Here is a 22,606-nt window from a genome sequence, read left to right on the forward strand (position 1 = left end):
GTTAGCGCGCCCCCGATAATCGGGCACGCAGGCGTTTGATCGCCTGACTGTGCAGTTGACTGACGCGGGATTCCCCCACTTCCAGCACCGCGCCAATCTCCTTCAGGTTCAGTTCTTCCTGGTAGTACAGTGTGAGCACGAGTTTTTCACGTTCAGGCAAGGCCTCAATCGCTTCAATCACGCGGTCACGTAGGTTTCCTTCCAACAACTGATGAAGCGGGTTGGCTTCCTCATGCCCCTCCGTCACCAGCTCCGCACTGTCGCCGTGTTCTTCCCGATACTCGTCGTAGGAGAAGAGTTGGCTGTTGTTGGTATCGAGCAGAATCTGCCGATACTCCTCCAGCGAAACATTCAGTCGCTCAGCCACTTCCTGCTCAGTAGCCGAGCGCCCCAACGCTTGTTCTACCTGATGCATGGCACCTGCCACTTCGCGCGCATTTCTGCGTACGCTGCGTGGTGCCCAGTCGCGACTGCGCAGCTCATCCAGCATTGCTCCCCGGATACGCTGCACGGCGTAGGTGGTAAAGGCGGTGCCCTGTAGCGCATCGTAGCGCTCCACGGCATTTAATAAGCCAATGCCACCGGCCTGCAGCAGATCGTCAAGCTCAACGCTGGCTGGCAAACGTACCTGCAGGCGCAGCGCTTCATGCCGCACCAGAGGAACGTAGCGCTGCCAGAGCGAATGTTTATCCATCACGCCATCGGCGGTATAGAGATCGTTCACGTTGACTACCCTGCGTTAGTAAAGTTATCGGCATGATTATCCAATTCTGTAGGGGTTTTGATTGGCAGAATAGGCGGGCAAAAGCGAGGTTATTTCAAATTTGTTATGGATGGCGGTGGATCGCACCGCCATCCGCGCGGGCGTTAGCGTAAATTACGCAGTCTTTCCCGCGTGCCAGGCGGCACCGCGTCCCATAATGCGCAAACTTTGCCCTCAAGTGCCTGATAAAAAGGGGTAATCAACGCTTCAGTTTCCAGCGCAGGATTAAACAGCACCTGACCGGTTTCCGCGTTGATGCTTATCATTTTGTTGATAAACAGCCGCTGCAGGTCGCTACGCAGGAATAAGCCGTTATCGGCGCTGTTATCCGCCAGAAAGCCCTCTTCGTTCTCTTGCGTGTCGATGTAACAGGCTTCCACCCACGGCCAGCTGTGACGTTCGGTCAGCTGCGTGCCGGTGATAATGCAGGCGCCGTAGCGCGCTTTTACCGCCGAGGTAAACTCCGCCTGGCTGGAGCGCTGCAGCACTTTGGCTTTCACGCGGCGTCCGACTTCGGTGCCGGGCATCACGCCGCTCGGCACTTTGTATTGCGGCGTGCTCAACACCACCAGAAACTGGATTTTGCGCGACAGCGGGAAGCACGGATGCGCCTGCGCATCGAACAGCTGCCAATATTCATCCTCTTCGGTCTGCCGCATCAGCACCAGCTTAAAGCCCCGGCTGTTGAGCAGATTCTGCGCCGCTGCCGAATTGGGATCGAGCATGGCAAACACCTGGGTTTCGCCGACCACTTTCCAGCGCCCTTCTTTGCGCGCTTCGTCGTTGCGCCGGAAGTAGAGAAACGCCTGCTGGTTTTTCAGGTAATGCTCAAAGCGACGCAGATAATTTTTGCGCTCGTTGTCGTCCGAGACAAACAGCAGATCCTCGATCGGGCTGTTGATCTCCTCCTGCGCGAACAGCGCGCGGATCACCAAATTGCGAAAGCTGGTCGACGGGCTCAGCAACCCGCGTGCGGTAAGCTCTTTCTCGTCGGGATGCTGCTGCGTGTAGCGCAGGGCAATCTCTTCAAAGGTCAGTAGCTCACCCGGTAACAAGTCATAATTGAAGCGCATAGACACCCCAGAAACGGAAAATGTGGTTCAAAAATTGGAATGATTCTGAGGGGAGTTATCGGCAATCTGCGCGAGGACTGTAACAAGGTGGTTACTTTTCTGAGGAAGTAGTGCAGCAGCTAAAATCGTCCATTCCCCTGCGTATGAATTTGTTTTAGGTCAGCAGGATTTATCGCCCGAATAAGCCCCGGTGAAAACCGGGGCTAGACATCATGCTGCTTTCAACCGTTGCAGACGCTTTTCACGGCGAATCTTACGCTCTTCAAATACCGCCACCATCGCCATTAAGGCTATACAGCCAATCGCGGCGGCATCCAGCGCCGCAAAGGTCCCGGCCCAACCGGTTAAGCCAAAGATGGGCGTGCCATCGGCGATCATTCCCAAGCCTAACTTGGCGAAGCTGTCACCAATCAGGTAAGCAAAGGTGCCTTTGATGCCATCGGCAGCGCCAATAGCTTTTTTCGGCACAAAGCCGACAGCGGCAACGCCAATTAACAGTTGCGGACCAAACACCAGGAAGCCCAGAGCAAACAGCGACGCCAGATAAACATACTGATTGCTGGCATGTTGATAGATACCAAGCGTGGCGATAATCAACGCCAGCGCCACGCATGCCACCAGCGCACGACGACCATTCGCCAGATCCGACAACCAGCCCCACAGCAGCGTGCCGACTAACGCACCGACTTCAAACAGCGTGAAGCCCTGAATCGCCACCTCTTTTGACAGTTTTAATTCCTGGAAGGCATACACCGTCGACCACTGATCGATACCAATGCGCACCACGTACAGGAAGATGTTGGCGAAGCACAGCAGCCAAATCACTTTGTTTTTCAGCACGTACTCGACAAAGATCTGCCATTTGGTCATCGCCTGATCTTCGGTCTCTTTATCCTCTTCGCTGATCTCTTCGCCAAACAGTTCCTCAGCTTTACCCAGACCGTAAGATTCGGGTGAATCGCTGCCGTAGCGCAGACCGATAAAACCGACCACCAGCGCGATCAGTGACGGGAACACAAACATGCCGACCACATGCCCATCGAACAGATAATTGGCACCAAACAGCGCCACACCCGCTGCACCTGCGCCGCCCAGGTTGTGCGAAATATTCCACATCCCCAGATAGCTGCCGCGTTTCCGGCGCGGCGTCCATTTGGTGATGGTGGAGTAGCTACAGGATCCGCCGGTACTTTGGAAGAAGCCGCTCAGCGCATAAAACGCGATCATCAGGAACAAACTCACCGAGCCCGCGCCCATGCTGGCGCTGAAGCCCAGCATGCAGATGGCCGAGAGGATCAGCATAAACGGCAGGAACTGCTTGGTATTTTTCCCATCGGCGTAATAGGAGACCAGCGTTTTACCGACGCCGTAGGTGATGGAGAAGCCGAGGCCAATCATCCCCAACTGGGTCATGCTGAGTCCGTAGGTGGTGATCATGTCGTTCTGCGCAATGTTGAAGTTTTTGCGGATCAGGTACATGGTCAGGTAGCCGATAAAGACCACCAGATAGGACTGCATAAAGGGTTTGAACCACATCTTGCGCCGCTCTTCGAGCGACAGATTCAGGGTCGGCTTGCGCACCTGATTTAAGAAAGCCAGCATGGAGTGCTCCTGATTAATGACCTGCGTGATGGCAGGCATTGTAAAAATCAGCAGCGGTTTCGGCCTGAGACAACCGCCCGGCGCAACCGGGAAAATTTCTTAGTTTTGTCGATGTAAGGATATAAAGCGGGGATGCATCACACTTCCTCGCGCTGGCGCGGCGTTTGAGCATGCAGGAACGGCAGCAGCAGCAAGGCCGATATGCCCGCCGCGCAGGCGATGACCGCAAAGAAACCGTTCCAGTGCCAGACATCGATCACCCGCGCCAGCGGCCAGCCGGAGAGCGATGCGCCCAGATAGGCAAACAGGCCAACAAAGCCGGTCGCCGCGCCCGCCGCGTCTTTATGCGAACACTCCGCCGCCGCCATGCCAATCAACATCTGCGGCCCGAAGACAAAAAAGCCGATGGTAAAGAAACACGCAGCCTGCATCACGTAGCTGGCAAACGGCATCAGCCACAGCGATCCCACTGACAGTAAAATGCCGGCGGCAAAGATCAGGTTCATCGGGCCACGATTGCCGTTGAACAATTTATCCGATCCCCATCCCGCCACTAACGCGCCACCGAAGCCACCGAGTTCAAACATGGTCACCGCCGAGTTGGCCGTCACCAGATTCACGCCCAGCGTCTCGGACATATAGAGATTGCCCCAGTCGTTAATCGCGGCACGCACCACGTAAACCAGCACGTAACACAACGACAGCAGCCAGATGTAAGGGTTGAGCAGCACATATTTGGCAAGGATCTGTTTGTGACTCAGCCCTGCGCCCTCTTGCTGCTGGGCGATCTCCAGCGCATCGTGGCGCCAGTCACCGACCGGCGGTAAACCCACGGTTTGCGGGCGATCGCGCAGGCGCCAGCAGAGAAAAATACCGGCGACAATCGCCAGTCCGCCCGCGATCATCATGCCGGCGCGCCAGCCATAGTGCAGCGCGGCGGCACCGACGATCATCGGGATCAGCGCACCGCCAACGTTCTGTGCTGTGTTCCACAGCGCCCACCAGCCGCCGCGTTCGGTGCGAGAAAACCAGCTGGTTAGCAGACGCGCACAGACCGGCGATCCCCATCCCTGGAAAAAGGCATTTAACACCCACAACACGGCGAAAGCCCACAGCGATGTGGAGAAGCCAAACAGAATATTCACCACGCCTGTCGCTATCAGCCCGATGCCCATGAAGTAGCGCGCGTTAGAGCGGTCGCTGACGATGCCAGAGAAAAACTTCGACAGGCCGTAAGTGATGTAAAACAGCGTCGCCAGCAGGCCGATGTCGGTTCGCGTCATCACGCCCGCCGCCAGAATTTCCGGCGACGCGGCGTTGAAGCTTTTACGGGTGAAATAGAACAGCGCATAGCCGAGCCAGATGGTGATCATGATATGGCGCCGCCAGTAGCGATAGCGCGCATCAATGGCTGCTTTATCGCTGATCGGCTGGGCGCTGGCGGGCGCTTTGAGAAATCTGAACATCATCTTTTGCTTACCCCTTGCGCAACGGTAACGTGACGTTAACGCGCGTGCCGTGGGTACAGGAGATCCCCAGCGAGCCGCCGAGTGCCGTCACGCGTTCGCGCATGCCGGCAAGGCCAAAACCGTGCTGCGGGGAACCCAGCGGTAAGCCGCAGCCGTCGTCTTCAATCACCAGCTGCAACCGCTCGTCCTGCAATGTGCCTTGCAGCGTCACCGCACGGGCGCTGGCGTGTTTCACCACGTTGTTGAGTCCTTCCTGACAAACGCGAAACAGCGTGACGCGCTGCGCTTCACTCAGTCGCGCTTCATCAATCTGCCAGTCGAGGTGGCTGATGATGCCGTGCCCTTCCAGCTCCATTTCCCGCATCAGCGAACGGATTGCCTGCTCGAGCGAAAGATCGTCCAACTGGCGCGGACGCAAGCGTCCCAGCAAACGGCGCACCGAATCGTAAATGCCCAGCGACAGCTGCTCAATCAACATGCCGCTCTGCTTCACGCCACTTTCCGGGCTGATGCGCTGCATGATCCCGGCCTGGGTGCGAATCGCGGTGATGGTCTGGCCGATATCATCGTGCAGCTCGCGCGCCACTTCGCGTCTGACGCTCTCTTCGGTCTCCAGCAGGCGCTCCGTCAGACGGCGATTGCGCACCAATTCGGTTTGCAGCGACTGATTGAGTTCACGTAAACGCTGAATACCCGCGCCCAGCAGCAGCCCGGTCAGGCTTTGCGCCAGCAGGGAGAGCAGCAGATCGACCGCGTGATCGTGCCAGGTCTGGCTGGCGATCAGCGCGATGGCGTTCATCAGTGTGGCGATCAGCGCGCCCTGCCAGCCGTAATGCCACGCCAGCGCAATAATCGGCAACGCCAGACAAAACGGTGTGAAGCGCGACAGCTCTGCGGGCAGACCCAGCTGCAACCACAAACTGACCATAAACAGCAGCACATAACCAAACAGATGGCGTACGCGCCAGTTGACCGGCTGACCGACCAGCGACGGGCCGAGCGGCTGCCAGCGCGTGCTGGTGAGATAATGCCAGATCACCAAACAGGTTGGTGCCACGGTCAGCGCGCCGGTGAGTGTGAGCAGCACCGCATTCAGCGCGACGGGTTCTGCGATCCACGGCAACGCCTGCAGCAGCGCCGCGCACACCATCGCACCGCCCTGCCATAGCAAGGTGTGCCAGTCGCGTTGATGACGATAACGGGAGATCAGCGCCACCGGCAGCAGCGTCAGCACGCTGCCCAGCATCAGCAGCGGCAGATGCGCCAGCGCCACTTCGCGCGACAGCCAATAAAGCAGCAACCACTCGGCACCGAGCAGCACCGGCCAGTAGGCGCGCGGGCACTGCAACATCAGTCCAAGGCGCAGGCCAAAGGGAAACAGCAACACCGCCAGCTCAGGACGATCCGCCAGATGCAGGCTGATGCTCCACAGGCAAAACCACGCGGCAGAGAAGATACAAAAACTGGCGATGACGGCAATCAGCCGCGAAAAGAGTGGCTGCATTACCAGCCATCAAACATGCGGCGCGCCAGTTCAACGTCGTTACTGACGTTGAGCTTTTCCAGCAAATTGGCGCGATGAACGTGAACGGTTTTTGGCGACAGGCCCAGTTCGGCCGCGATCTCTTTTACCGCTAAACCTTGCGCCAGTTTTTCCGCCACCTGCCGTTCGCGTTTGGTGAGCGGGTCCTGACGTCCGGAGGCGAGCTTCATAGCAATATCGGGCGTCAGATAGCAGCCGCCTTTGGCCACGGTATGCACCGCGGCGATCAGTTCATCGGGGCTGCAACGTTTAGAGAGGAATCCACGCGCGCCCGCATTCAACGCCTGCTCCACCAGCGCCGGACTGTCGTGCACTGACAACATGATGGTCGCCATACCTTTCGGCAGTTGGCTCAATAACGCGAGCCCGGAAATATCCGGCATTGAGATATCGCAGATGCACACCTGCACGCCACGACCTGGTAACTGGTTGAGCGCTTACCGCCCGGAACCGCATTCGGCAACAACCTGGAAATCCGGTTCCAGCCCCAACAATTGGGCAAAACCCGAACGGACGATCACATGGTCGTCGATGAGCGCGATGGTGGTCATGAGGTTTCCTGGCGGTGAAAAAACGCGCTTACCTTAGCGATAAGCGGGGGAAGCTTCAAGGGGAATGGGTGGCGGTGGCGGGTTTGGGTCACGCAATTCGTTGCCCCCTTCTTTGCGTACTTGAGCGTTGCGCCCAAAAGCAGAGAACCGCTTGGTCGACGGGCTCAGCAACCCGCGTGCTGTGAGCTCTTTCTCGTTGGGATGCTGCTGGGAATTGTCGCGGCACTTGGCTTTGTGCAAACGGACGCACGGTAGGCAGCATCACCATAAATGACGACCGATTATTTCTCTGGCGCGAAATGTAATACCGGATGCATGAGCATCTTGTTTATCTCTTGCGACGGCGGTGCCGGTAATTTGGCATTTCTGACGGCATCCGAGGCAGCCGTGCATAAGCTGGGATCGCCGGTTAGAACATGCAAGCCCGTCAGTTGTCCTTTCTCGTCTAAATCAAGTCGCACATCACAGGTTTTGCCTGCGTAGGTATCGGCATCAAATAACTGCGTCGTGATGGCATAGTTGATTCCGACGATATAGCTGTGGAGATCGGTCACCACTGGCGGCGGCGGAACGTTAACATGATTACGTGGATGTTTAGGTGCGGCACAACCGGACAACAGCAGAACTACGAAAATAAGAATGCGCATACATCACGTCCTGTGACAGTTATTTAAAACAACTATAGCTGCATATTATTTATATACAGTTATCAAGTAAAGAAGGATGAACTTTAACTCAAATTCTTAAATTTATCATGACAAGCGAGATAGTGTCGCTTCAAAAACGGTATTTTGGCGAAACATTTAATTTCATCCCAATTTTTACAGATTCTACCGTTAATTTTTTTATATGTTTTCAGTAATGCGGCATCATGGGTTAACAGTTCAACCGTACCATTGTCAGGATTAATGGTGAGAATTTTTGCATCAAATAAGCGGTGCAGATCACTGCGCAGCAGCAAGCCATTGTCCAGACCATTGTGACGGAAATGTTTGTCGTTATTTTTATCATCTACGATGTGCGCAGCTTCAAGCCAGGAGGCTGCTTGTTTATTATGGGGTAACCCAGTGACCACACAGCCTGGATAATAGTTGAGTAATGTGTTCCGAAGCTTTTGCTGATCCATTCTTACCAAAACTTCACGCTCAATCCGTCTGCCAATATCCTCACTATCCCCCTCTTCAGGCATTTCAACCTGTTGGTTATAGATAAGTTTCACTGCATAAGTGAAATCTCGGGCGGCACTAAACTGCGGTTCGCCCTGCGCATTTATAAGCTGCCAGCCTTGATCTTGTTCGATCAACTTATGGCCTATTTTCTTTAAGAGTTTCTTTAATTCACCATCATCGGGTTTTAATAATGCTTCCACTCTGGCTTCGCCAGCAACCCGCCATTTATTTTGCCGTGAATTTGTTCGGCGAAAAACCCAAATACTCTTTTTGTTAGTGAGAAGATTTACAAAGTTCGTTCTATAGTTACCTTTACCATCACCAACAAATAACAGTTCATCAATGTCACCGTTCAGCGAAGCTTCCGCGAAAATGGCACGAGGTAATTTGTGTCTGCCGTTGGGCCTGAGAAACCCGCTATTCTGCAAGCCCGTTTGGTCCTTAATATCCTGACGATACTTATCATCAATCTCCTTAAAAGTGAGTAATTCACCAACATGTGGGATCAGAAGTTTAGTCATTGTATTCTCTCCAAAAAAAACCCCGCCGAAGCGGGGTTTGATAAGCAAGGAGCTTAGAGCGATTAGCCCTGCAGCAGAGACAGAACCTGCTGTGGAACCTGGTTAGCTTTCGCCAACACTGAGTTACCCGCCTGCTGGATGATCTGTGCTTTAGACATGTTTGAAACTTCAGTGGCGTAGTCAGCATCCTGAATACGAGACTGTGCTTCAGACAGGTTAGTGGTGGTGTTGTTCAGGTTAGTTACCGCTGAATCCAGACGGTTCTGAATCGCACCCAGGCTTGAACGGAACTTATCGATGCTGCTGATAGCTGAGTCCAGAGCGGCCAGTGGATCGGTAGTTGCAGTGCCGGCGCTAGTGGTTTCAGTAGTCAGTTTACCAGCAGAGTTAACGTAAGCTTGTGAACCTACATCAGCAGCATATTTACCTGTAGCGCCAGCTCCATTTGAAGCGACAGTCACGGTACCGGTATCTTTATCAACGTTATAATTGATAGTGTAAGAAGCTGTAGTAGTCAGTTCTTTGTCACCATCAACATAGGTATTCAACGCGTTACCGGCACCGTTGGTGTTTGCGCCACCAAAGGTTGATGCGAAAGTCTGCACACCGCTGTTGTAGTTAATGGTTGCACCAGTCACTGCGGTATTTGCAGTAGCAGCAGAGTTAACAGCACTCAGTACTGCATCAGAGCTTACAGTTTTGGTGTAAGTCAGGCCAGAGTCAGCACCAGCAGCGAAGTTATAAGTTGTGCCGCTCAGCTTGATTGAACCTGCCTCAGCAACATCACTACCATTTTGGAACATGTTAGCCAATGTAGCTGAAGCTGCACCGCCAGCATTGTTAGTAGTTAAGTTACCATCAGTGGTCAGGAATGCATCCTGGCCGCCGATAGTTACTTTACCGTTGGCATCAACATCGAAGTTAACGCTACCAGAGCTACGAGTATAAACACCTGAAGCTGTTGAACCAGCAGCTGGTTTCAGAGTATTTGCAAAGGTAGTAACGTCAGCATCATCCACAGTCGCAGTTGTGGTGAAGTTACCTTTGGTAGCATCGTAGGTATAAGTTGCAGCATCTGTACCTGTAGTAACAACAGTATCACCAGTTTTCAGGCGAGAAAGTGCATCACTAGCAGTAAGAGCAGCGTTGGTGGTGGTTACAGCATATGGGCCTGCACCAGTTACGTTTGCGCCAGCAGCAGACAGGTCGCTAATAGTTGCCGCTTTGTTAGCAATAGTACCTGAACCATTTACGTTGAAGCCGTTCAGACCCAGAGTAGAAGAGTCAATCTTCTTCAGGTCGATAGAGATGGTCTGGCCATCGTTCGCGCCAACCTGAATTTTCAGGGAGCCGTCTTTAGACAGTACGTTCACGCCGTTGAACTGAGTCTGACCTGATACGCGGTCAATTTCGTCCAGACGTGATTTGATTTCGTCCTGAATTGAGTCCAGGTCAGACTGGCTGTTGGTGCCGTTCTGAGACTGTACGGTCAGTTCACGAACACGTTGTAAGTTGTTGTTGATTTCTGACAGCGCGCCTTCAGTCGTCTGCGCAGCAGAGATACCGTCGTTGGCGTTACGCGCAGCCTGAGTCAGGCCGGTGATGTTAGACTGGAAGCGGTTAGCAATTGCCTGGCCCGCTGCGTCATCTTTAGCGCTGTTAATACGAAGACCAGAAGACAGACGCTCGATAGAGGTAGACAGAGCAGACTGGTTCTTGTTGATGTTGTTCTGAGTGATCAGCGAGAGGCTGTTGGTATTAATGACTTGGGCCATGATAATTATTCCTGTTAATCAAGTCTTTCGGTTAAGGTGTGGGCTTCAACCCGCCGGCTTCAGCGCCGTCAATGTTGTTATCGTCTGCCCTTAAACAACCTTTAGATTTTTTTTAGGACCAGGTGAAAATTTTTCCCTTCAACCTGTCACGCTTATCTTTATCGCCCTACCCGAAGAGTTCTTTAGACCAACTTGATCATTTTTCTAGCGTCCGAAATACCCTTCTCTATATACGCTATTCGCTTTATTACCCGCCGGTAAATAATTCTAAACTTTGCCCATAAAGAGCCGATAACCCGCGGTATTGATTCTCCGTGTCGACATAGAAAGGAAACAAAATGACCACCATTTCTACCCTCGGTATCGGTTCAGGCCTCGATTTAAGTACCATCCTGGATAACTTGAGTACGGCTGAGAAAGCCTCTCTTACACCTATCTCTAATCAGCAGAGCGCCTATACCGCGAAGCTGAGCGCTTACGGCACTTTGTCCAGCGCGTTAACCACCTTCCAAACCGCCAACACGGCATTAAACAGCGCGGATTTGTTCACCGCAACCAGCGCAGCCAGCAGCACCACTGCATTCAGCGCCACCACATCTGGCAGCACCATCGCCGGGAAATACAGCATTAGCGTGACGCAGCTGGCGCAGGCACAGACGCTGACTTCGGGCGTACAGACCAGCAACACCACTGCGCTGGGCAGCTCGGATGCCAGCCGCACGCTGTCGATTAAACTGGCCGACGGCACCAGCAAAGACATTACGCTGACCAGCGATCAAACCTCGCTGACCGGCATGCGTGACGCGATTAACGGTGCCAATGCCGGTGTCAGCGCCAGTATTATCAAAACCGGTGATGGCGCTTATCGTCTGTCGCTGACCGCGTCGAAAACCGGAGAGGCCAATGCGGTTTCTTCCGTTACCGTGACTGGCGATGACACGCTGCAAGGCATTGTCGGCTTTGATTCAACTAAAACCGATGCCGACAACCCGCTGGACGTCAGCGTCGCCGCGCAAGATGCCGAGTTAACGGTCAATAACGTCGCCATCACCAGCAGCACCAACACCATTAGCGATGCGCTGGAAGGGATTACGCTGAATCTGAATGATGTCACCAGCGGTAATCAGACGTTGACCATCACGCAAGATACCTCTAAAGCCTCCACCGCAATTTCCAACTTTGTGGATGCCTACAACAATCTGCTGGATCAGTTCACCAGCCTGACTAAATACACCGCTGTGGATGTCGGCTCAGATACACAAGATTCCAGCAACGGTGCGCTAGTTGGCGATAGCACGCTGCGCGGTATTCAAACCCAGATTAAAAGTTTGCTGACCAACACGGCTAGCTCTTCAACCTACAAAACGCTGGCGCAAATCGGTATCACCACCGACCCGACCACCGGTGAGTTGTCGCTGGATTCCGACAAGCTGAAAACCGAGCTGACCAAAGATCCGGCGGGCGTGAAAGAGATGATTGTGGGTGACGGTAAAACCACCGGTATCACCACCAAACTGGCGACTAACCTGACCAGCTGGCTGTCATCTACCGGCAGCATTCAGTCAGCGAAAGATGGCGTCAGCAAGACGCTGAATAACCTGACTGAGCAGTACAACAACATGAACACGCGTATCAACGCCCTTATTGCGCGTTATAAGACGCAGTTCACGCAACTCGACGTCACCATGAGCTCGCTGAACAGCACCAGCGATTACCTGACACAGCAGTTCGATAGCATGACTTCGAGCAGCAGTTCTAAATAGTAAGGAGTGACCATGTACAGCGCTACAGGCACACAAGCCTACGCAAAAATCGGGGTGGAAAGCTCAGTGATGAGCGCCAATCAACAACAGCTGGTTACGCTGCTGTTTGACGGTGCGATCAGCGCACTGGTCCGCGCCCGCCTGTTTATGCAGGACAACAATATCCAGGGAAAAGGTAACTCGATTTCCAAGGCCATTAACATCATCGAGGGCGGACTCAAGCAGGGCCTCGATGAGCAATCAGGCGATGACCTGACCGATAACCTGTTAGGACTCTACTCCTACATGGTTCGCCGTCTGGTTCAGGCTAATCTGCGTAATGATGTCGAAGCCCTCGAAGAAGTTGAAGGTCTTCTGCGCAATATCGCTGATGCCTGGAAAGAAGTCGTACAACCTCAACACCTTCAGGACGCCGTTTAATGAATATTGCACCGCCACTGATTACCGTTTACCAACAGTTACTCGACCTCAGCCACGGAATGCTGCGTTTGGCAGCAGACGGCGAATGGGATGATTTGATTACCAAGGAAGTGGACTATGTCAGTGCGGTGCAAAGACTGGCGCAAACAACCGAAGCCGCCGCACCGTCGCGCCAGCTGCAAGAGCAGCTGCGTCCGGTGTTACGCCATATTCTCGATAATGAGAGTGAAGTGAAACGTCTGCTGCAGTTGCGTATGGACGAATTGACGCAGCTGGTGGGCCAGTCATCGATGCAGAAATCGGTGATGAGCGCGTATGGCAAGCAAGGTAATGTGTATTTGCCGCAGGGTTGATTCGGATTCTGCGCGCTGATGCCCTCACCCCGGCCCTCTCCCACAGGGAGAGGGAGATGCTGCAATATACCTGATGGGCTCGATCGGTTCCCTCTCCCACTGGGAGAGGGTTAGGGTGAGGGAAAACTACTTCTGCGTCGCCGTCGAAACCGGACGCATAATCTCTGGCTCGATATTCTGAATCACCGCCTCATTCGGACGCTTCGCCACTTCTTCCAGCGCCTGCTGGCACTCGACGGTTGGGCGATCCACTTTACGCAGTCTCAATCCATCGTAACGCAGCTCACCGTTCTCCAGCACCAGCGGCATCACGCGCACCTGACGCGTCACGTTAACCCAGTCATCGCCCAGACGCGTTAATTTGCCCGGTTTGGCAATCACGCGCTGCCACTGACGGCAATCCAGCGTGTCGCCTTCGGCACCAATAATCAGGCTGCCCATCGCTTGCTTACTGATCAGCTTGCTTTGCGGTCCCACGGTTTGCCAGTTGCCCTGCAGCTCAAGCGGCGCCGGGGTTTTCACGGCCTGGTCATAATTGCTGATCTGCGCACAGCCACTCAGCGCCAGCGCGGCCACTATCATCCACTTTTTCATTCTCGGTCCCTACACTCGCATCAATGGCGGCTACGTTATAATTTTTCCCGCAGGTTGCGCAAGGTATCTGCTGCGCGCCACATGATTTTCCTCAAGCTGCTCACTTCTGCGCCGATAACTCTTCTGGAGTTAAAAGTGCCTGTAAAAACAATAATGACCGATTACACACTCACCTTCGTTACGGAGAATCCCGTTATGCGATTGACCCTTCGCGCGCGTCTGACATCGATTGTTGGCCTGCTGTGCATTTTACTGATTGTTGCCGCCATCTGGGGAATCATCGGCCTGCGCGCTGCCGACCAACGGGCGCAAAACGCCTACCAGAATGAGCTGTTACCGCTGCAATATTCATCCCGCCTGTACCGCATGGTGCAGGAACAGTCCGCGACCCTGTTCGATGCCCTGCGCTACTGGACCGACAGCAGCGAAGTGGAGAAACGTCTGGCGCGCATCGCGCAGTACGGCGAGCAGATTGCTAAAGACCGCCAAACCTGGCAGCAGCTGTCGTTTGATGCGCAAACCAAACCGCTTAGCCAGCAATTCATCACCCATCTCGATGGCTGGCAAACCGCGCTGAAAGATGCCGGTGAACTGCTGAAGGGCGGCAACCCGTCCGGCGCGCTGGTGGTGATTGAAACCCGCCTGCGCAGCGGCAGTCAGCTGCTGCAACAGGACATCGATCAGCTTGATGCGTTAATGCGCCAGCATGCGGAACTCACCTATCAGCAGAGCAATAGCGATTACCAGCTGGCGCGTAACAGCCTGATTATCATTTTGCTGGTCGGGCTGAGCGTGGCGCTGGTGTTCGGCTGGTTGCTGATCCGCTCGATCAACCGCTCGATTGCTCAGGCGCGCGAGCTGGCCGAATCGATTGCGGCCGGTGAACTGAACCACGATATTGGCAGCGTTTCACGCGATGAGATGGGCGAACTGATGCAGTCGCTGCTGCGCATGGATGTACGTCTGGCGGAGATCGTGCGCGACGTGGGCGAAAGCGCCACTGCGCTGAGTGATGCGGCGCGTCAGATGGCCGATGGCAATGACGATCTCTCTGAGCGCACCCATTCGCAGGCCAGCTCGCTGGAACAAACCGCCGCCAGCATGGAGCAGATGACCGCCACGGTAAAACATAATGCCGATAACGCTGCACAGGCCAACGAACTGGCCACCGACGTGCGTCATCAGGCCGAACGCGGCAGCAGCGTGCTGCGTGATGCGGTCAGCGCGATGGAGGAGATCGAATCTTCCAGCAAGCGCATCGCGGATATCAACCGGGTGATCGATGAGATCGCCTTCCAGACCAACCTGCTGGCGCTCAACGCAGCGGTTGAAGCAGCACGCGCCGGTGAACAGGGACGCGGCTTTGCCGTGGTGGCGTCCGAAGTGCGTCAGCTGGCGCAGCGGTCCGCCGGGGCCGCCCACGAGATCAAAGCGTTAATCGATGCCAGCGTGGGTAAAGTGGAAGCCGGCAGTGCGCTGGTGCAGCGTTCCGGCGCGATGCTCAATGACATCAATCAGGGTGTAGCGCGCGTGGTAGACATTGTCGGTGAAATTGCCGTGGCCAGCCGCCAGCAATCCAGCGGCATTGAGCAGGTCAACACCGCAGTGATTCAGATGGATGGCGCGACGCAGCAGAACGCCTCGCTGGTGCAGGAAGCCAGCGCCGCCAGCCAGACCGTTAGCGAACATGCCGGATTGCTGGTGGAGAAGATGGCCTTCTTCCGCCTGCAGCAGCGCTAAGGAGCGGGATGATGCGTAAACTTCTCGCTATGTTGGCGGCGTTGCCGCTGTTGAGCCACGCCGCGACCACGCTGAATATTGCCACCATCGCTAACGGCGATATGACCATCATGCAGCAGCTCGCCACGCGCTACGAACAGGAGCATCCTGACGTCAAACTGCAATGGCATGTGATGGACGATGGCGCGCTGCGTCAGGCGGTGCTGTCGGCGATGAACAGCGGCCAGGCGCAGTTCGATGTCATCACCGTTGGCACCTATGAAGCGCCGCTGTGGGGTGAAAAAGGCTGGCTGGCGCCGCTCAATAAGCTGCCCGCCGATTACGACAGCGATGATCTCATCGCGCCAGTGCGCAAAGCGCTGTCGTTCCAGCAGACGCTCTACGCCCTGCCGTTCTACGGTGAAAGTAGCATGACCTACTACCGCAAAGATCTGTTTGCGCAAAAAGGGTTAACCATGCCCGATAATCCCGACTGGACCGATATCAAAAACTTCGCCGCCAAACTCACCGACCCGCAGAAAGGCATTTACGGTCTGTGCCTGCGTGGCCAGCCAGGCTGGGGCGATAACGTGGCGTTCATGACCACCATGGCGAATGCCTATGGCGCGCAGTGGTTCGATGAAACCTGGCAGCCGACGCTCAACTCGCCGGAGTGGCGCGAGGCGCTGGATGATTATCTGCAGGTGGTGAAGCAGGATGGACCGCCGGATACGGTGAAAAACAGTTTCGGCCAGATTCTGCGCCTGACCGCGCAAGGTAAATGCGCAATGTGGATCGACAGTACGGTGGCAGCCGGTTTGCTAGTGAATCCGCAGATCTCATTAGTCGCCGATAAGCTGGCCTTTGCGCCTGCACCGGGCGGCATAACGCGTAACGGCTCCAATTGGTTATGGTCGTGGGCGCTGGCGGTACCGGCGAATACGCCGAATCGCGAGGCGGCGATTGCCTTTATTAGCTGGGCGACGTCAAAACAGTATATCCAGCAAGTGGCCGATACCGTCGGCTGGGGCGCGGTACCGCCGGGCAGTCGCAATTCGACGTATCAGCAGGCGAGCTATCAGCGCCTGGCGCCGTATGCCGCGCAGGTGCGTGCGGCGATTGATTCGGCTACCGTCGAGCAGCCGACGCTCAATCCGGTGCCTTATCAGGGCGTGCAGTACGTGAGTATTCCCGGGTTTGATCAGATGGGTAACGCCGTCGGGCAGAATCTGGCGGATATGCTGAGCGGTAAACTGACGCTGGATGAAACGCTGGCGAAGAACCAACAAGATGTGACGCGGATTTATCAGCAGATGCATTGATAGGCGGTGATCACAAGTTGCACATACCTTAGCGGCGCGCTTTATCGCGCAATAAATTGCGCCGCTACGATGCCCATGTTCTGTAAGATCGGAAACTGACAAGGCCACATGCGCGCGTTACACTAGCGCGCAAGTTGATATGCAGGAACACCGAATGAAAACCCCAGAAGAGTATTACGCTCAGGCGCGCACGATGTTTTTCGCTGCTCACCCCGATTTCCAGTCTGCACTGGATGAACTCACCGAAAGCGATGCCCGCCAGGCGAACCTGTCATTAGCGCAGTTACGCGACTGGCATGCAGAACGTATTTATGCCGCATTTTTGCGTCAGAAGAAGCTGGATGGCATGCTGTTTTCCATTCAACTGGCGGAACCCGATAAAGCCGTTGCCGCGGATGCCATTGAAAAGTATCTGAAATCCCACGCGGAAGCCTTAGGCATGACGTGGGAAGAGTTCTGCATCAAAAACGAGTTGTAGTCGGCCACGCACTGTAACGGCATCAAAGATACATCGCCAACCACACAAAATGTTCAGGAAAAAGTTGTACAAGTTGAGAAAACTTGTATAACTTACTCATCACGACGTCAGTCGTAGATTGTCCTTGAACGAATGGTGCTGTTGCACCGCCTCTGGAAGTGTTGCTGGATTTCCACTTCCAGAGGTAATATTTTTTCTTACCCTTCCCGCTCAATCCCTTTTACTTCGATATAACTTGCCACCGCCAGCAGACGATTGACGTGGGTCAGCAGCAGATCAACATCGGACTGTAAAAATTCCTGCGATGCGCGCGAAGCGGTAACAATTGCCTCCTGCACCGTATCGGAAATAGTCAACGAGTTATTCTCTTTCGCCTGAATCAGCAGCGCGGCAATCAATAACGACTGCGCCTCTACCTGCGCCACCAGCTCTTTTGCTTCCACATCCATTTTTGCCATTTTCAATAAGATATCGATAACCAGTTGGCGCATATTTACCCCTGTTTTTATTTACAGTACTATATCGCACCCGATCCAATGAATGGAACGACCCTGATGTTTGTGGAGTTGATTTACGATAAGCGTAACGTGGCCGGATTACCGGGTGCACGCGAGATGATTTTGCAGGAGTTGGAAAAGCGTGTACAGCGCGTCTTTCCCGATATTGAGGTACGCGTCAAACCGATGGAGCGTAACGCGATAGATACTGATATGAGTAAGAACGATAAAGCGACAGTTGCGCGGATTGTTGAAGAGATGTTCGATGAGGCAGAAATGTGGCTGGTGGCCGATTAGGCCACCAGTACGCTAGGCGCTTAGCTTTCCTGCTCAGTATGGTTGATGGCGATTTCCAGATCCTGAATCGCCGCATCAATGTCATCCAGCAGCTTGCCCTGCTTGTTCAGCAAGGTGTCGAAGCGTCCCGCGTATTCGGTGTCTTTATACTCACCCGCATCAAACGCCAGCCAGTGGGCAGATAGCGTCTCAGTGTTGGTCTGCGCGTAGTGGCGCATCTCTTTAAGCTGGGAGGTGACATCACGCAAGTATTCAGTTTTGGTTTTTACAGTTTCTGTATCACTCATGCTATCTTCCTTTTCGCTTAATAAGACGATTTAAATAACGCTTGAATGATTAAAGGTAGTGCAAAATATCGAAGCTGCCTTAGGAATAATCGGAAGTGACTAAAACCTGTTAGTAAACAGGGGACATCCCGGTCCCCGATGCTGAGTCGTCAGGCATTACAGATACTTCCTCGCCAGATCAATCAGCTCACCCTTCGCGGCATCGCCCAGTTTGATTACTCCCTGCTCGACAAAGCTAAACGCTCTGACGAAATCCTTCACGCCTTCTGAGAACGCCTGAGTCCCGTCGTGGCTCTGCGCCGTTGTGGCGGCTGGCGGCGCATCGGCTGCAGCGGGAGCAGCGATGTCCGGTTCGTTGGGCGGCGCAACTTCGGCAGGCGCAGGCGTTGCCGCCTCAGGCGCGGCAGTGGCCGCCGCCTGCGCGGGTGCAGCGGTTATCGCCTCGGGTGCCGTAGCCGGTGGAACTTCAGCTTGTGCCGCTGCCGCTGCGGGCGCAACTTCAGGTGCTGCTTCTGCGACGACAGCGGGCGTCGCTTCAGGTGCTGCGGTCGCCATCGGTGCAGCAACGGGCGTGGCGACTTCGTTGGCGAAATCTTCCGCTGGTGACGATGCGATGGTGCTGGTTGGATTGATGACAGTTTGATCGCTCATAATGCTCTCCTTCATACTGAATAAAGATCGCAGTCGGGCAAGACGGGCTGCAATCCACGGGGTAATTCGCATGATGCCCTCCTTAACGCTTGGGTTGAGGTGGCGACTTATCTCCTTCTGCCGGTTTCCCTTTGTCAGCCGGATTGCTGACCGGGTGCTTCATGGTGCCATCGAGCTTGTTCTGCAGCGCCACCAGCTGGCTGGTAAGCTCCGCCACGCGCGCTTCACGTCGTTCCGATATGGTTCGATATTGCTGTCGAATCTCTTCAACACGCTGATTGGCGCTGTTACTGACGAACAGGAATAGCACCGTCATCGCCACGCACATCAACGACAACATCAGCAAAAAGCCGCCGAAGAACAGTTGGCGCCGATGGTTTTTCACTACGTACTCACTGTTTATCTGCATCATCACGACTCTCCTCCAGAGTGGTAATCAGTTGGTTAACCTGGCTGCGAAACTTATCGCTGTGCTCGGCTTCAGTGGTGGCCAGCAAAATGCTCAGGGCGTTTTTTATCAGCCGCAGATCGGTTTCCAGCGAAGAGATACGCCGCAGGTTTTTGTCATGTCGGATGCGCAATTCATCGTTTTCCTGGCGCATCAAGGCGTGACCTTCTTTGAGCAGCATCACCTGTTCTTTGTAACTGGTGATGATCTCCCCACCGGCACGATTGCTGGTGACGATAGCGGCGATACCCGCCATTAACGGTTTCCAGAACACAGCTGCTGCGCCGCCGCCGAGAAGCAACGCACCTACGCTGGTGACTAAACTACTTTCCATGCTTCACCTCTCACCCCTGGCAAGGGATGTGCCCCATAAGCACGCTGACCACCCTTGCCAGCTTCGCGGTCAACGCCTGAATTTAAGTTTACTTTAACTTATGAATTTAAGTATACTTAAGTCGTTCCTTCAGGAGATGTCAAGATGATGAAAAAAGAATCTTCCGGTGAGCGCATCCGGGCACGACGTAAAGCTCTACAGTTGACGCAGCAGGCGCTGGCCAAAAGTATTGGGGTGTCGCATGTGGCTGTATCGCAGTGGGAAAAAGAGGAAACCGTACCGCGTGGCGAGAATTTGCTGCGGCTCGCGCAGTGGCTGCAATGCACGGCGGCATGGATTATCGACGGGGATGGCGAAGTGTTTGCCACCCACGCCAAAGCCGCACCGGTTGCGGCGGTGCCATTGATTAGCCTGGCGCAAGCGTCAGCGTGGTTGAGCGAAGAACGGTTGTTGCTCAAACAGCAGGCTGCGCACTTTCTCTACAGCGAGAGTCAGTTGGGCGATGGCGCGCTGGCGGTCACGATAGACGATCAGGCGATGCAGCCCGATTACCGGCCCGGTGACAAAGTGATCTTTGATCCTGACGTTCAGCCGCAGCCGGGCGATGTGGTGCTGGCGCTGGTGGATGGCGTGGCACGAGTGCGGATTTATCGCCTGCAAACGCAACAGCAGGATGAGCAGATCTTCACATTGCGCGCGTTGAATGATGACTTTCCGCAGCTGCATTCGGCGGAATCGGCGCTAGAAATTATCGGCACGCTGATGGAGTTGCGACGTTACCGAAGCGGCTAGCCGCTTCGCTTAAGCTGTTATAATAAAAAAAGTTTAGCCTGATCGCGGTAAGCTATGGACAGACCCCGCGGTAAGGCTGCTAATCTAGTCGCAAAATAATAAATTATCCGGACAATCTCGATGCTCACCACAATTATTTACCGCAGCCATCTGCACGATCACGTGCCAATCAAAACGCTCGAAGATATGGTTGCTAAAGCCAATAGCAAAAATAAAAACTTCGACGTTACTGGCATCCTGCTGTTCGACGGCCTGCACTTCTTCCAGTTGCTGGAAGGACCGCGTGAGTCCGTTCAGGGCATATACAAGCGTATTTGTCAGGACGCACGCCACCATAATCTGGTGGAGTTAATGCACGACTTCGCGCCTGAACGCCGTTTTGGCAAAGTCGGCATGGAGCTGTTCGATCTGCGCGAGCATGACAAGGACAATGTGCTGCAAGCTGTGCTGGATAAAGGCACCTCGCGTTATCAGCTCACCTACAACGATCGCGCGCTGCAGTTTTTGCGTACCTTCGTGGTGGCGCGCGACAAAGAGAACTACTTCGAGATCCCGCCAGCCAATACCTGGGAATTTGTTCCGGATATTGAATGGCAGAACGATCTGGAGGGTATCGATCAGAGCCTGCAGGATTGCCGCTTTGCTTTTCAACCTATCATCGATCCCTTCGCGCGCCGCGTCACTTCGTTTGAAGCGCTGATCCGCACGCCAAACGGTGGCTCACCTGATGAGTATTTCTCCGCGTTTGGCGGCGAAGCGATTTATCACGCGGATATCAAATCGAAACGTCTGGCCTTTCGCGTGGCGAACAAACTGGGCATTGGCGAGCATCGTCTGTCAATCAACCTGCTGCCGATGTCACTGGTGACAGTGCCAAACGCGGTGGAATTCCTGCTTACCGAGATCAACGCCAGCGGGCTGGTGCCGCAACAGGTGATTGTCGAAGTGACCGAAAATGAGATCATTTCGCGCTCGGATGAATTTGCTGCCGAAGTGAGAAAGTTAAAAGCGGCGGGTATCAGCCTGGCGCTGGACGATTTTGGTGCCGGTTTTGCTGGCTTGTCGCTGTTATCGAAATTCCAGCCGGACAAAATCAAAATCGATCGCGAGCTGATCCGCGATGTGCACAAAAGCGGCCCGAAGCAGGCGATCATGCACGCCATCATTAAGTGCTGCGCATCGCTGGAGATTGCGGTGATTGCCGAAGGTGTCGAGCAAGCTGAAGAGTGGATGTGGCTGGAAGCCGCAGGCATTAGCCAGTTCCAGGGTTTCCTGTTCGCTTATCCGCTGCTGAATGGATTCCCTGCTGTGGCGTGGCCGGAGATTAAATAGTGTTGGTCGCCATGCATGGCGACCCCACCAATCAGTAATACGTTACCTCAATATTGCCATACTGCTTATCAATCACGTCGCCTGCCGCGTCAACGCTAATAATGTCGCAATAATAGGGAACGTCGTGTTTGTATTTGCAGACATTGCTGACGGTTTTAATTTGGTCATTTCGCTTCACCGTGGTGACCACGTCAGAGATCTTTTTCTTATCTTCTGCTCGCACCGCGGTAGCACGCGACACTTCCGTTCCGGCCTGGGTAATACTCAATACCGCCATTTCACCGGCGCTGTTATAAGCGAGGTGAAACGCGGCATCGGAGGCGGGCGATGAGATCTGCTCTACCAAACCCTGTTTGTTATAGGCAATATCCACGGTCATGGTCGGCGTGACTTTCTTCACCATGGCGCAGTTCTTATCCAGCGTCACCACCACGTCCTGACCGTTTTCACTGCCTTTTAATTGGTCGCCATCGCGCGTGACATCAATCACTTCGCCCTGTTTGCGCACCGATTTCACGTGCGTCGGACAGCCGTTGCGGTCGAAATCGACATTCACTTCGAAGATCTGCTGGCCGTCGGCGGTAAACAGCGTTTGATGGGTCGTTTTGACTTTGCCGGGCAGCGCTTCGAATTGATACAGATAGGCAAAGTTTTTCATTTGCGGGTAGTAAGTCGCGTCATCCTTGTCACATCCCGTGAGCAGGACAATAGCGATTAAAAACAACAGGGTTTTCTTCACGTGAGAATCCTCTTCTCAAAATAAGGCAGCGCGTTTGGCGGTGTACTCACTGTGATGCAGCAACCTTCCCGCCTGATATAACACCATTACCGCGCTGGACTATACCCGAAAGAA

Annotated in this window: 24 protein-coding genes and 1 pseudogene; 9 read left to right on the forward strand and 16 right to left on the reverse strand. The window is 54.3% G+C overall.

Annotation, left to right across the window (positions count from 1 at the left end; translation table 11 throughout):
* Position 1 precedes the first annotated feature (1 nt).
* The 9 genes and pseudogenes from FCN45_RS11675 to FCN45_RS11715 all read right to left on the reverse strand — a co-directional run bounded on the left by FCN45_RS11675 (position 2) and on the right by FCN45_RS11715 (position 10,466).
* Positions 2 to 724, reverse strand: coding sequence for an RNA polymerase sigma factor FliA (locus FCN45_RS11675; RefSeq protein WP_007891379.1), 723 nt, complete (start codon positions 722 to 724; stop codon positions 2 to 4).
* Positions 725 to 867: 143 nt separating this feature from the next.
* On the reverse strand, positions 868 to 1,836 hold the full coding sequence (locus FCN45_RS11680; RefSeq protein WP_101764045.1) for an HNH endonuclease signature motif containing protein: 969 nt from the start codon (positions 1,834 to 1,836) through the stop codon (positions 868 to 870).
* A 210-nt stretch (positions 1,837 to 2,046) separates the two neighbouring features.
* Entirely contained in the window at positions 2,047 to 3,438 is a 1,392-nt protein-coding gene (gene uhpT / locus FCN45_RS11685) for a hexose-6-phosphate:phosphate antiporter (RefSeq protein WP_110866402.1), read from the reverse strand.
* 137 nt (positions 3,439 to 3,575) lie between these two features.
* The gene (locus FCN45_RS11690) at positions 3,576 to 4,904 is read right to left on the reverse strand and encodes an MFS transporter (RefSeq protein ID WP_137386887.1); all 1,329 of its coding nucleotides are present in this window, start codon (positions 4,902 to 4,904) and stop codon (positions 3,576 to 3,578) included.
* 10 nt (positions 4,905 to 4,914) lie between these two features.
* Positions 4,915 to 6,411: a signal transduction histidine-protein kinase/phosphatase UhpB gene (uhpB, locus tag FCN45_RS11695; protein WP_137386028.1), complete on the reverse strand. Its 1,497-nt coding sequence runs from the start codon at positions 6,409 to 6,411 to the stop codon at positions 4,915 to 4,917.
* Positions 6,411 to 7,001, reverse strand: a pseudogene (gene uhpA, locus FCN45_RS11700) (transcriptional regulator UhpA). The gene uhpB and the pseudogene uhpA overlap by 1 nt, the downstream one beginning before the upstream one ends.
* 281 nt (positions 7,002 to 7,282) lie before the next feature.
* Positions 7,283 to 7,648 (reverse strand): cell envelope integrity TolA C-terminal domain-containing protein, encoded by a 366-nt coding sequence (locus FCN45_RS11705; RefSeq protein ID WP_137386029.1) that lies wholly within the window; start codon positions 7,646 to 7,648, stop codon positions 7,283 to 7,285.
* An 83-nt stretch (positions 7,649 to 7,731) separates the two neighbouring features.
* On the reverse strand, positions 7,732 to 8,691 hold the full coding sequence (locus FCN45_RS11710) for an HNH endonuclease signature motif containing protein (protein ID WP_137386030.1): 960 nt from the start codon (positions 8,689 to 8,691) through the stop codon (positions 7,732 to 7,734).
* A gap of 62 nt (positions 8,692 to 8,753) precedes the next feature.
* The gene (locus tag FCN45_RS11715) at positions 8,754 to 10,466 is read right to left on the reverse strand and encodes a FliC/FljB family flagellin (RefSeq protein WP_137386031.1); all 1,713 of its coding nucleotides are present in this window, start codon (positions 10,464 to 10,466) and stop codon (positions 8,754 to 8,756) included.
* Between the two features lie 338 nt (positions 10,467 to 10,804).
* On the opposite strand from FCN45_RS11715, the gene fliD reads away from it, so the two are divergent.
* Genes fliD through fliT form a run of 3 tightly spaced genes read left to right on the forward strand, consistent with a single transcriptional unit; the run spans position 10,805 to position 13,002 of the window.
* A complete protein-coding gene (gene fliD, locus FCN45_RS11720; RefSeq protein ID WP_137386032.1) occupies positions 10,805 to 12,229 on the forward strand; it encodes a flagellar filament capping protein FliD in 1,425 nt (474 codons plus the stop codon).
* Positions 12,230 to 12,241: 12 nt separating this feature from the next.
* The gene (fliS, locus tag FCN45_RS11725; RefSeq protein WP_137386033.1) at positions 12,242 to 12,649 is read left to right on the forward strand and encodes a flagellar export chaperone FliS; all 408 of its coding nucleotides are present in this window, start codon (positions 12,242 to 12,244) and stop codon (positions 12,647 to 12,649) included.
* The gene (fliT, locus tag FCN45_RS11730) at positions 12,649 to 13,002 is read left to right on the forward strand and encodes a flagella biosynthesis regulatory protein FliT (protein WP_137386034.1); all 354 of its coding nucleotides are present in this window, start codon (positions 12,649 to 12,651) and stop codon (positions 13,000 to 13,002) included. The genes fliS and fliT overlap by 1 nt, the downstream gene beginning before the upstream one ends.
* A 126-nt stretch (positions 13,003 to 13,128) precedes the next feature.
* Here the strand turns inward: fliT and yedD are convergent, their stop codons facing one another.
* Positions 13,129 to 13,596 (reverse strand): lipoprotein YedD, encoded by a 468-nt coding sequence (gene yedD, locus FCN45_RS11735; protein WP_137386035.1) that lies wholly within the window; start codon positions 13,594 to 13,596, stop codon positions 13,129 to 13,131.
* 195 nt (positions 13,597 to 13,791) lie between these two features.
* Between yedD and FCN45_RS11740 the strand changes: the two genes are divergently transcribed.
* The 3 genes from FCN45_RS11740 (at position 13,792) to FCN45_RS11750 (ending at position 17,115) form a co-directional block, all read left to right on the forward strand.
* Positions 13,792 to 15,336, forward strand: a complete 1,545-nt coding sequence (locus FCN45_RS11740) for a methyl-accepting chemotaxis protein (protein ID WP_137386036.1) — start codon at positions 13,792 to 13,794, stop codon at positions 15,334 to 15,336.
* An 8-nt stretch (positions 15,337 to 15,344) separates the two neighbouring features.
* Positions 15,345 to 16,637, forward strand: coding sequence for a sugar ABC transporter substrate-binding protein (locus FCN45_RS11745; RefSeq protein ID WP_246862525.1), 1,293 nt, complete (start codon positions 15,345 to 15,347; stop codon positions 16,635 to 16,637).
* A gap of 154 nt (positions 16,638 to 16,791) precedes the next feature.
* Positions 16,792 to 17,115, forward strand: a complete 324-nt coding sequence (locus tag FCN45_RS11750; RefSeq protein WP_101764036.1) for a DUF6388 family protein — start codon at positions 16,792 to 16,794, stop codon at positions 17,113 to 17,115.
* A gap of 197 nt (positions 17,116 to 17,312) precedes the next feature.
* On the opposite strand, the gene iraP is transcribed toward FCN45_RS11750, so the two are convergent.
* Positions 17,313 to 17,606, reverse strand: a complete 294-nt coding sequence (gene iraP, locus FCN45_RS11755; RefSeq protein WP_061717593.1) for an anti-adapter protein IraP — start codon at positions 17,604 to 17,606, stop codon at positions 17,313 to 17,315.
* A gap of 63 nt (positions 17,607 to 17,669) precedes the next feature.
* Between iraP and FCN45_RS11760 the strand changes: the two genes are divergently transcribed.
* Entirely contained in the window at positions 17,670 to 17,909 is a 240-nt protein-coding gene (locus tag FCN45_RS11760; RefSeq protein WP_101764035.1) for a DinI-like family protein, read from the forward strand.
* Positions 17,910 to 17,929: 20 nt separating this feature from the next.
* Here the strand turns inward: FCN45_RS11760 and FCN45_RS11765 are convergent, their stop codons facing one another.
* The 4 genes from FCN45_RS11765 to FCN45_RS11780 form a co-directional block, all read right to left on the reverse strand.
* The gene (locus FCN45_RS11765; protein ID WP_137386037.1) at positions 17,930 to 18,196 is read right to left on the reverse strand and encodes a hypothetical protein; all 267 of its coding nucleotides are present in this window, start codon (positions 18,194 to 18,196) and stop codon (positions 17,930 to 17,932) included.
* 156 nt (positions 18,197 to 18,352) lie between these two features.
* Positions 18,353 to 18,847: a hypothetical protein gene (locus tag FCN45_RS11770; RefSeq protein WP_137386038.1), complete on the reverse strand. Its 495-nt coding sequence runs from the start codon at positions 18,845 to 18,847 to the stop codon at positions 18,353 to 18,355.
* A gap of 82 nt (positions 18,848 to 18,929) precedes the next feature.
* On the reverse strand, positions 18,930 to 19,259 hold the full coding sequence (locus tag FCN45_RS11775; protein ID WP_168197459.1) for a hypothetical protein: 330 nt from the start codon (positions 19,257 to 19,259) through the stop codon (positions 18,930 to 18,932).
* The gene (locus FCN45_RS11780) at positions 19,240 to 19,629 is read right to left on the reverse strand and encodes a hypothetical protein (protein WP_007891426.1); all 390 of its coding nucleotides are present in this window, start codon (positions 19,627 to 19,629) and stop codon (positions 19,240 to 19,242) included. Before FCN45_RS11780 ends, FCN45_RS11775 begins: the two co-directional genes overlap by 20 nt.
* Before the next feature lie 144 nt (positions 19,630 to 19,773).
* On the opposite strand from FCN45_RS11780, the gene FCN45_RS11785 reads away from it, so the two are divergent.
* Together FCN45_RS11785 and FCN45_RS11790 are read left to right on the forward strand one after the other, a co-directional pair.
* Positions 19,774 to 20,421 carry a S24 family peptidase gene (locus tag FCN45_RS11785; protein ID WP_110866416.1) on the forward strand — a complete coding sequence of 216 codons (648 nt, stop codon included), beginning with the start codon at positions 19,774 to 19,776 and terminating at the stop codon, positions 20,419 to 20,421.
* Between the two features lie 120 nt (positions 20,422 to 20,541).
* Entirely contained in the window at positions 20,542 to 21,753 is a 1,212-nt protein-coding gene (locus FCN45_RS11790) for a diguanylate phosphodiesterase (RefSeq protein WP_137386039.1), read from the forward strand.
* Between the two features lie 31 nt (positions 21,754 to 21,784).
* Here the strand turns inward: FCN45_RS11790 and FCN45_RS11795 are convergent, their stop codons facing one another.
* Positions 21,785 to 22,492 (reverse strand): YnfC family lipoprotein, encoded by a 708-nt coding sequence (locus FCN45_RS11795; RefSeq protein WP_137386040.1) that lies wholly within the window; start codon positions 22,490 to 22,492, stop codon positions 21,785 to 21,787.
* Positions 22,493 to 22,606: the final 114 nt, after the last annotated feature.

Source organism: Pantoea sp. SO10, from assembly GCF_005281435.1.
Taxonomy (GTDB): Bacteria; Pseudomonadota; Gammaproteobacteria; order Enterobacterales; family Enterobacteriaceae; genus Pantoea; species Pantoea leporis.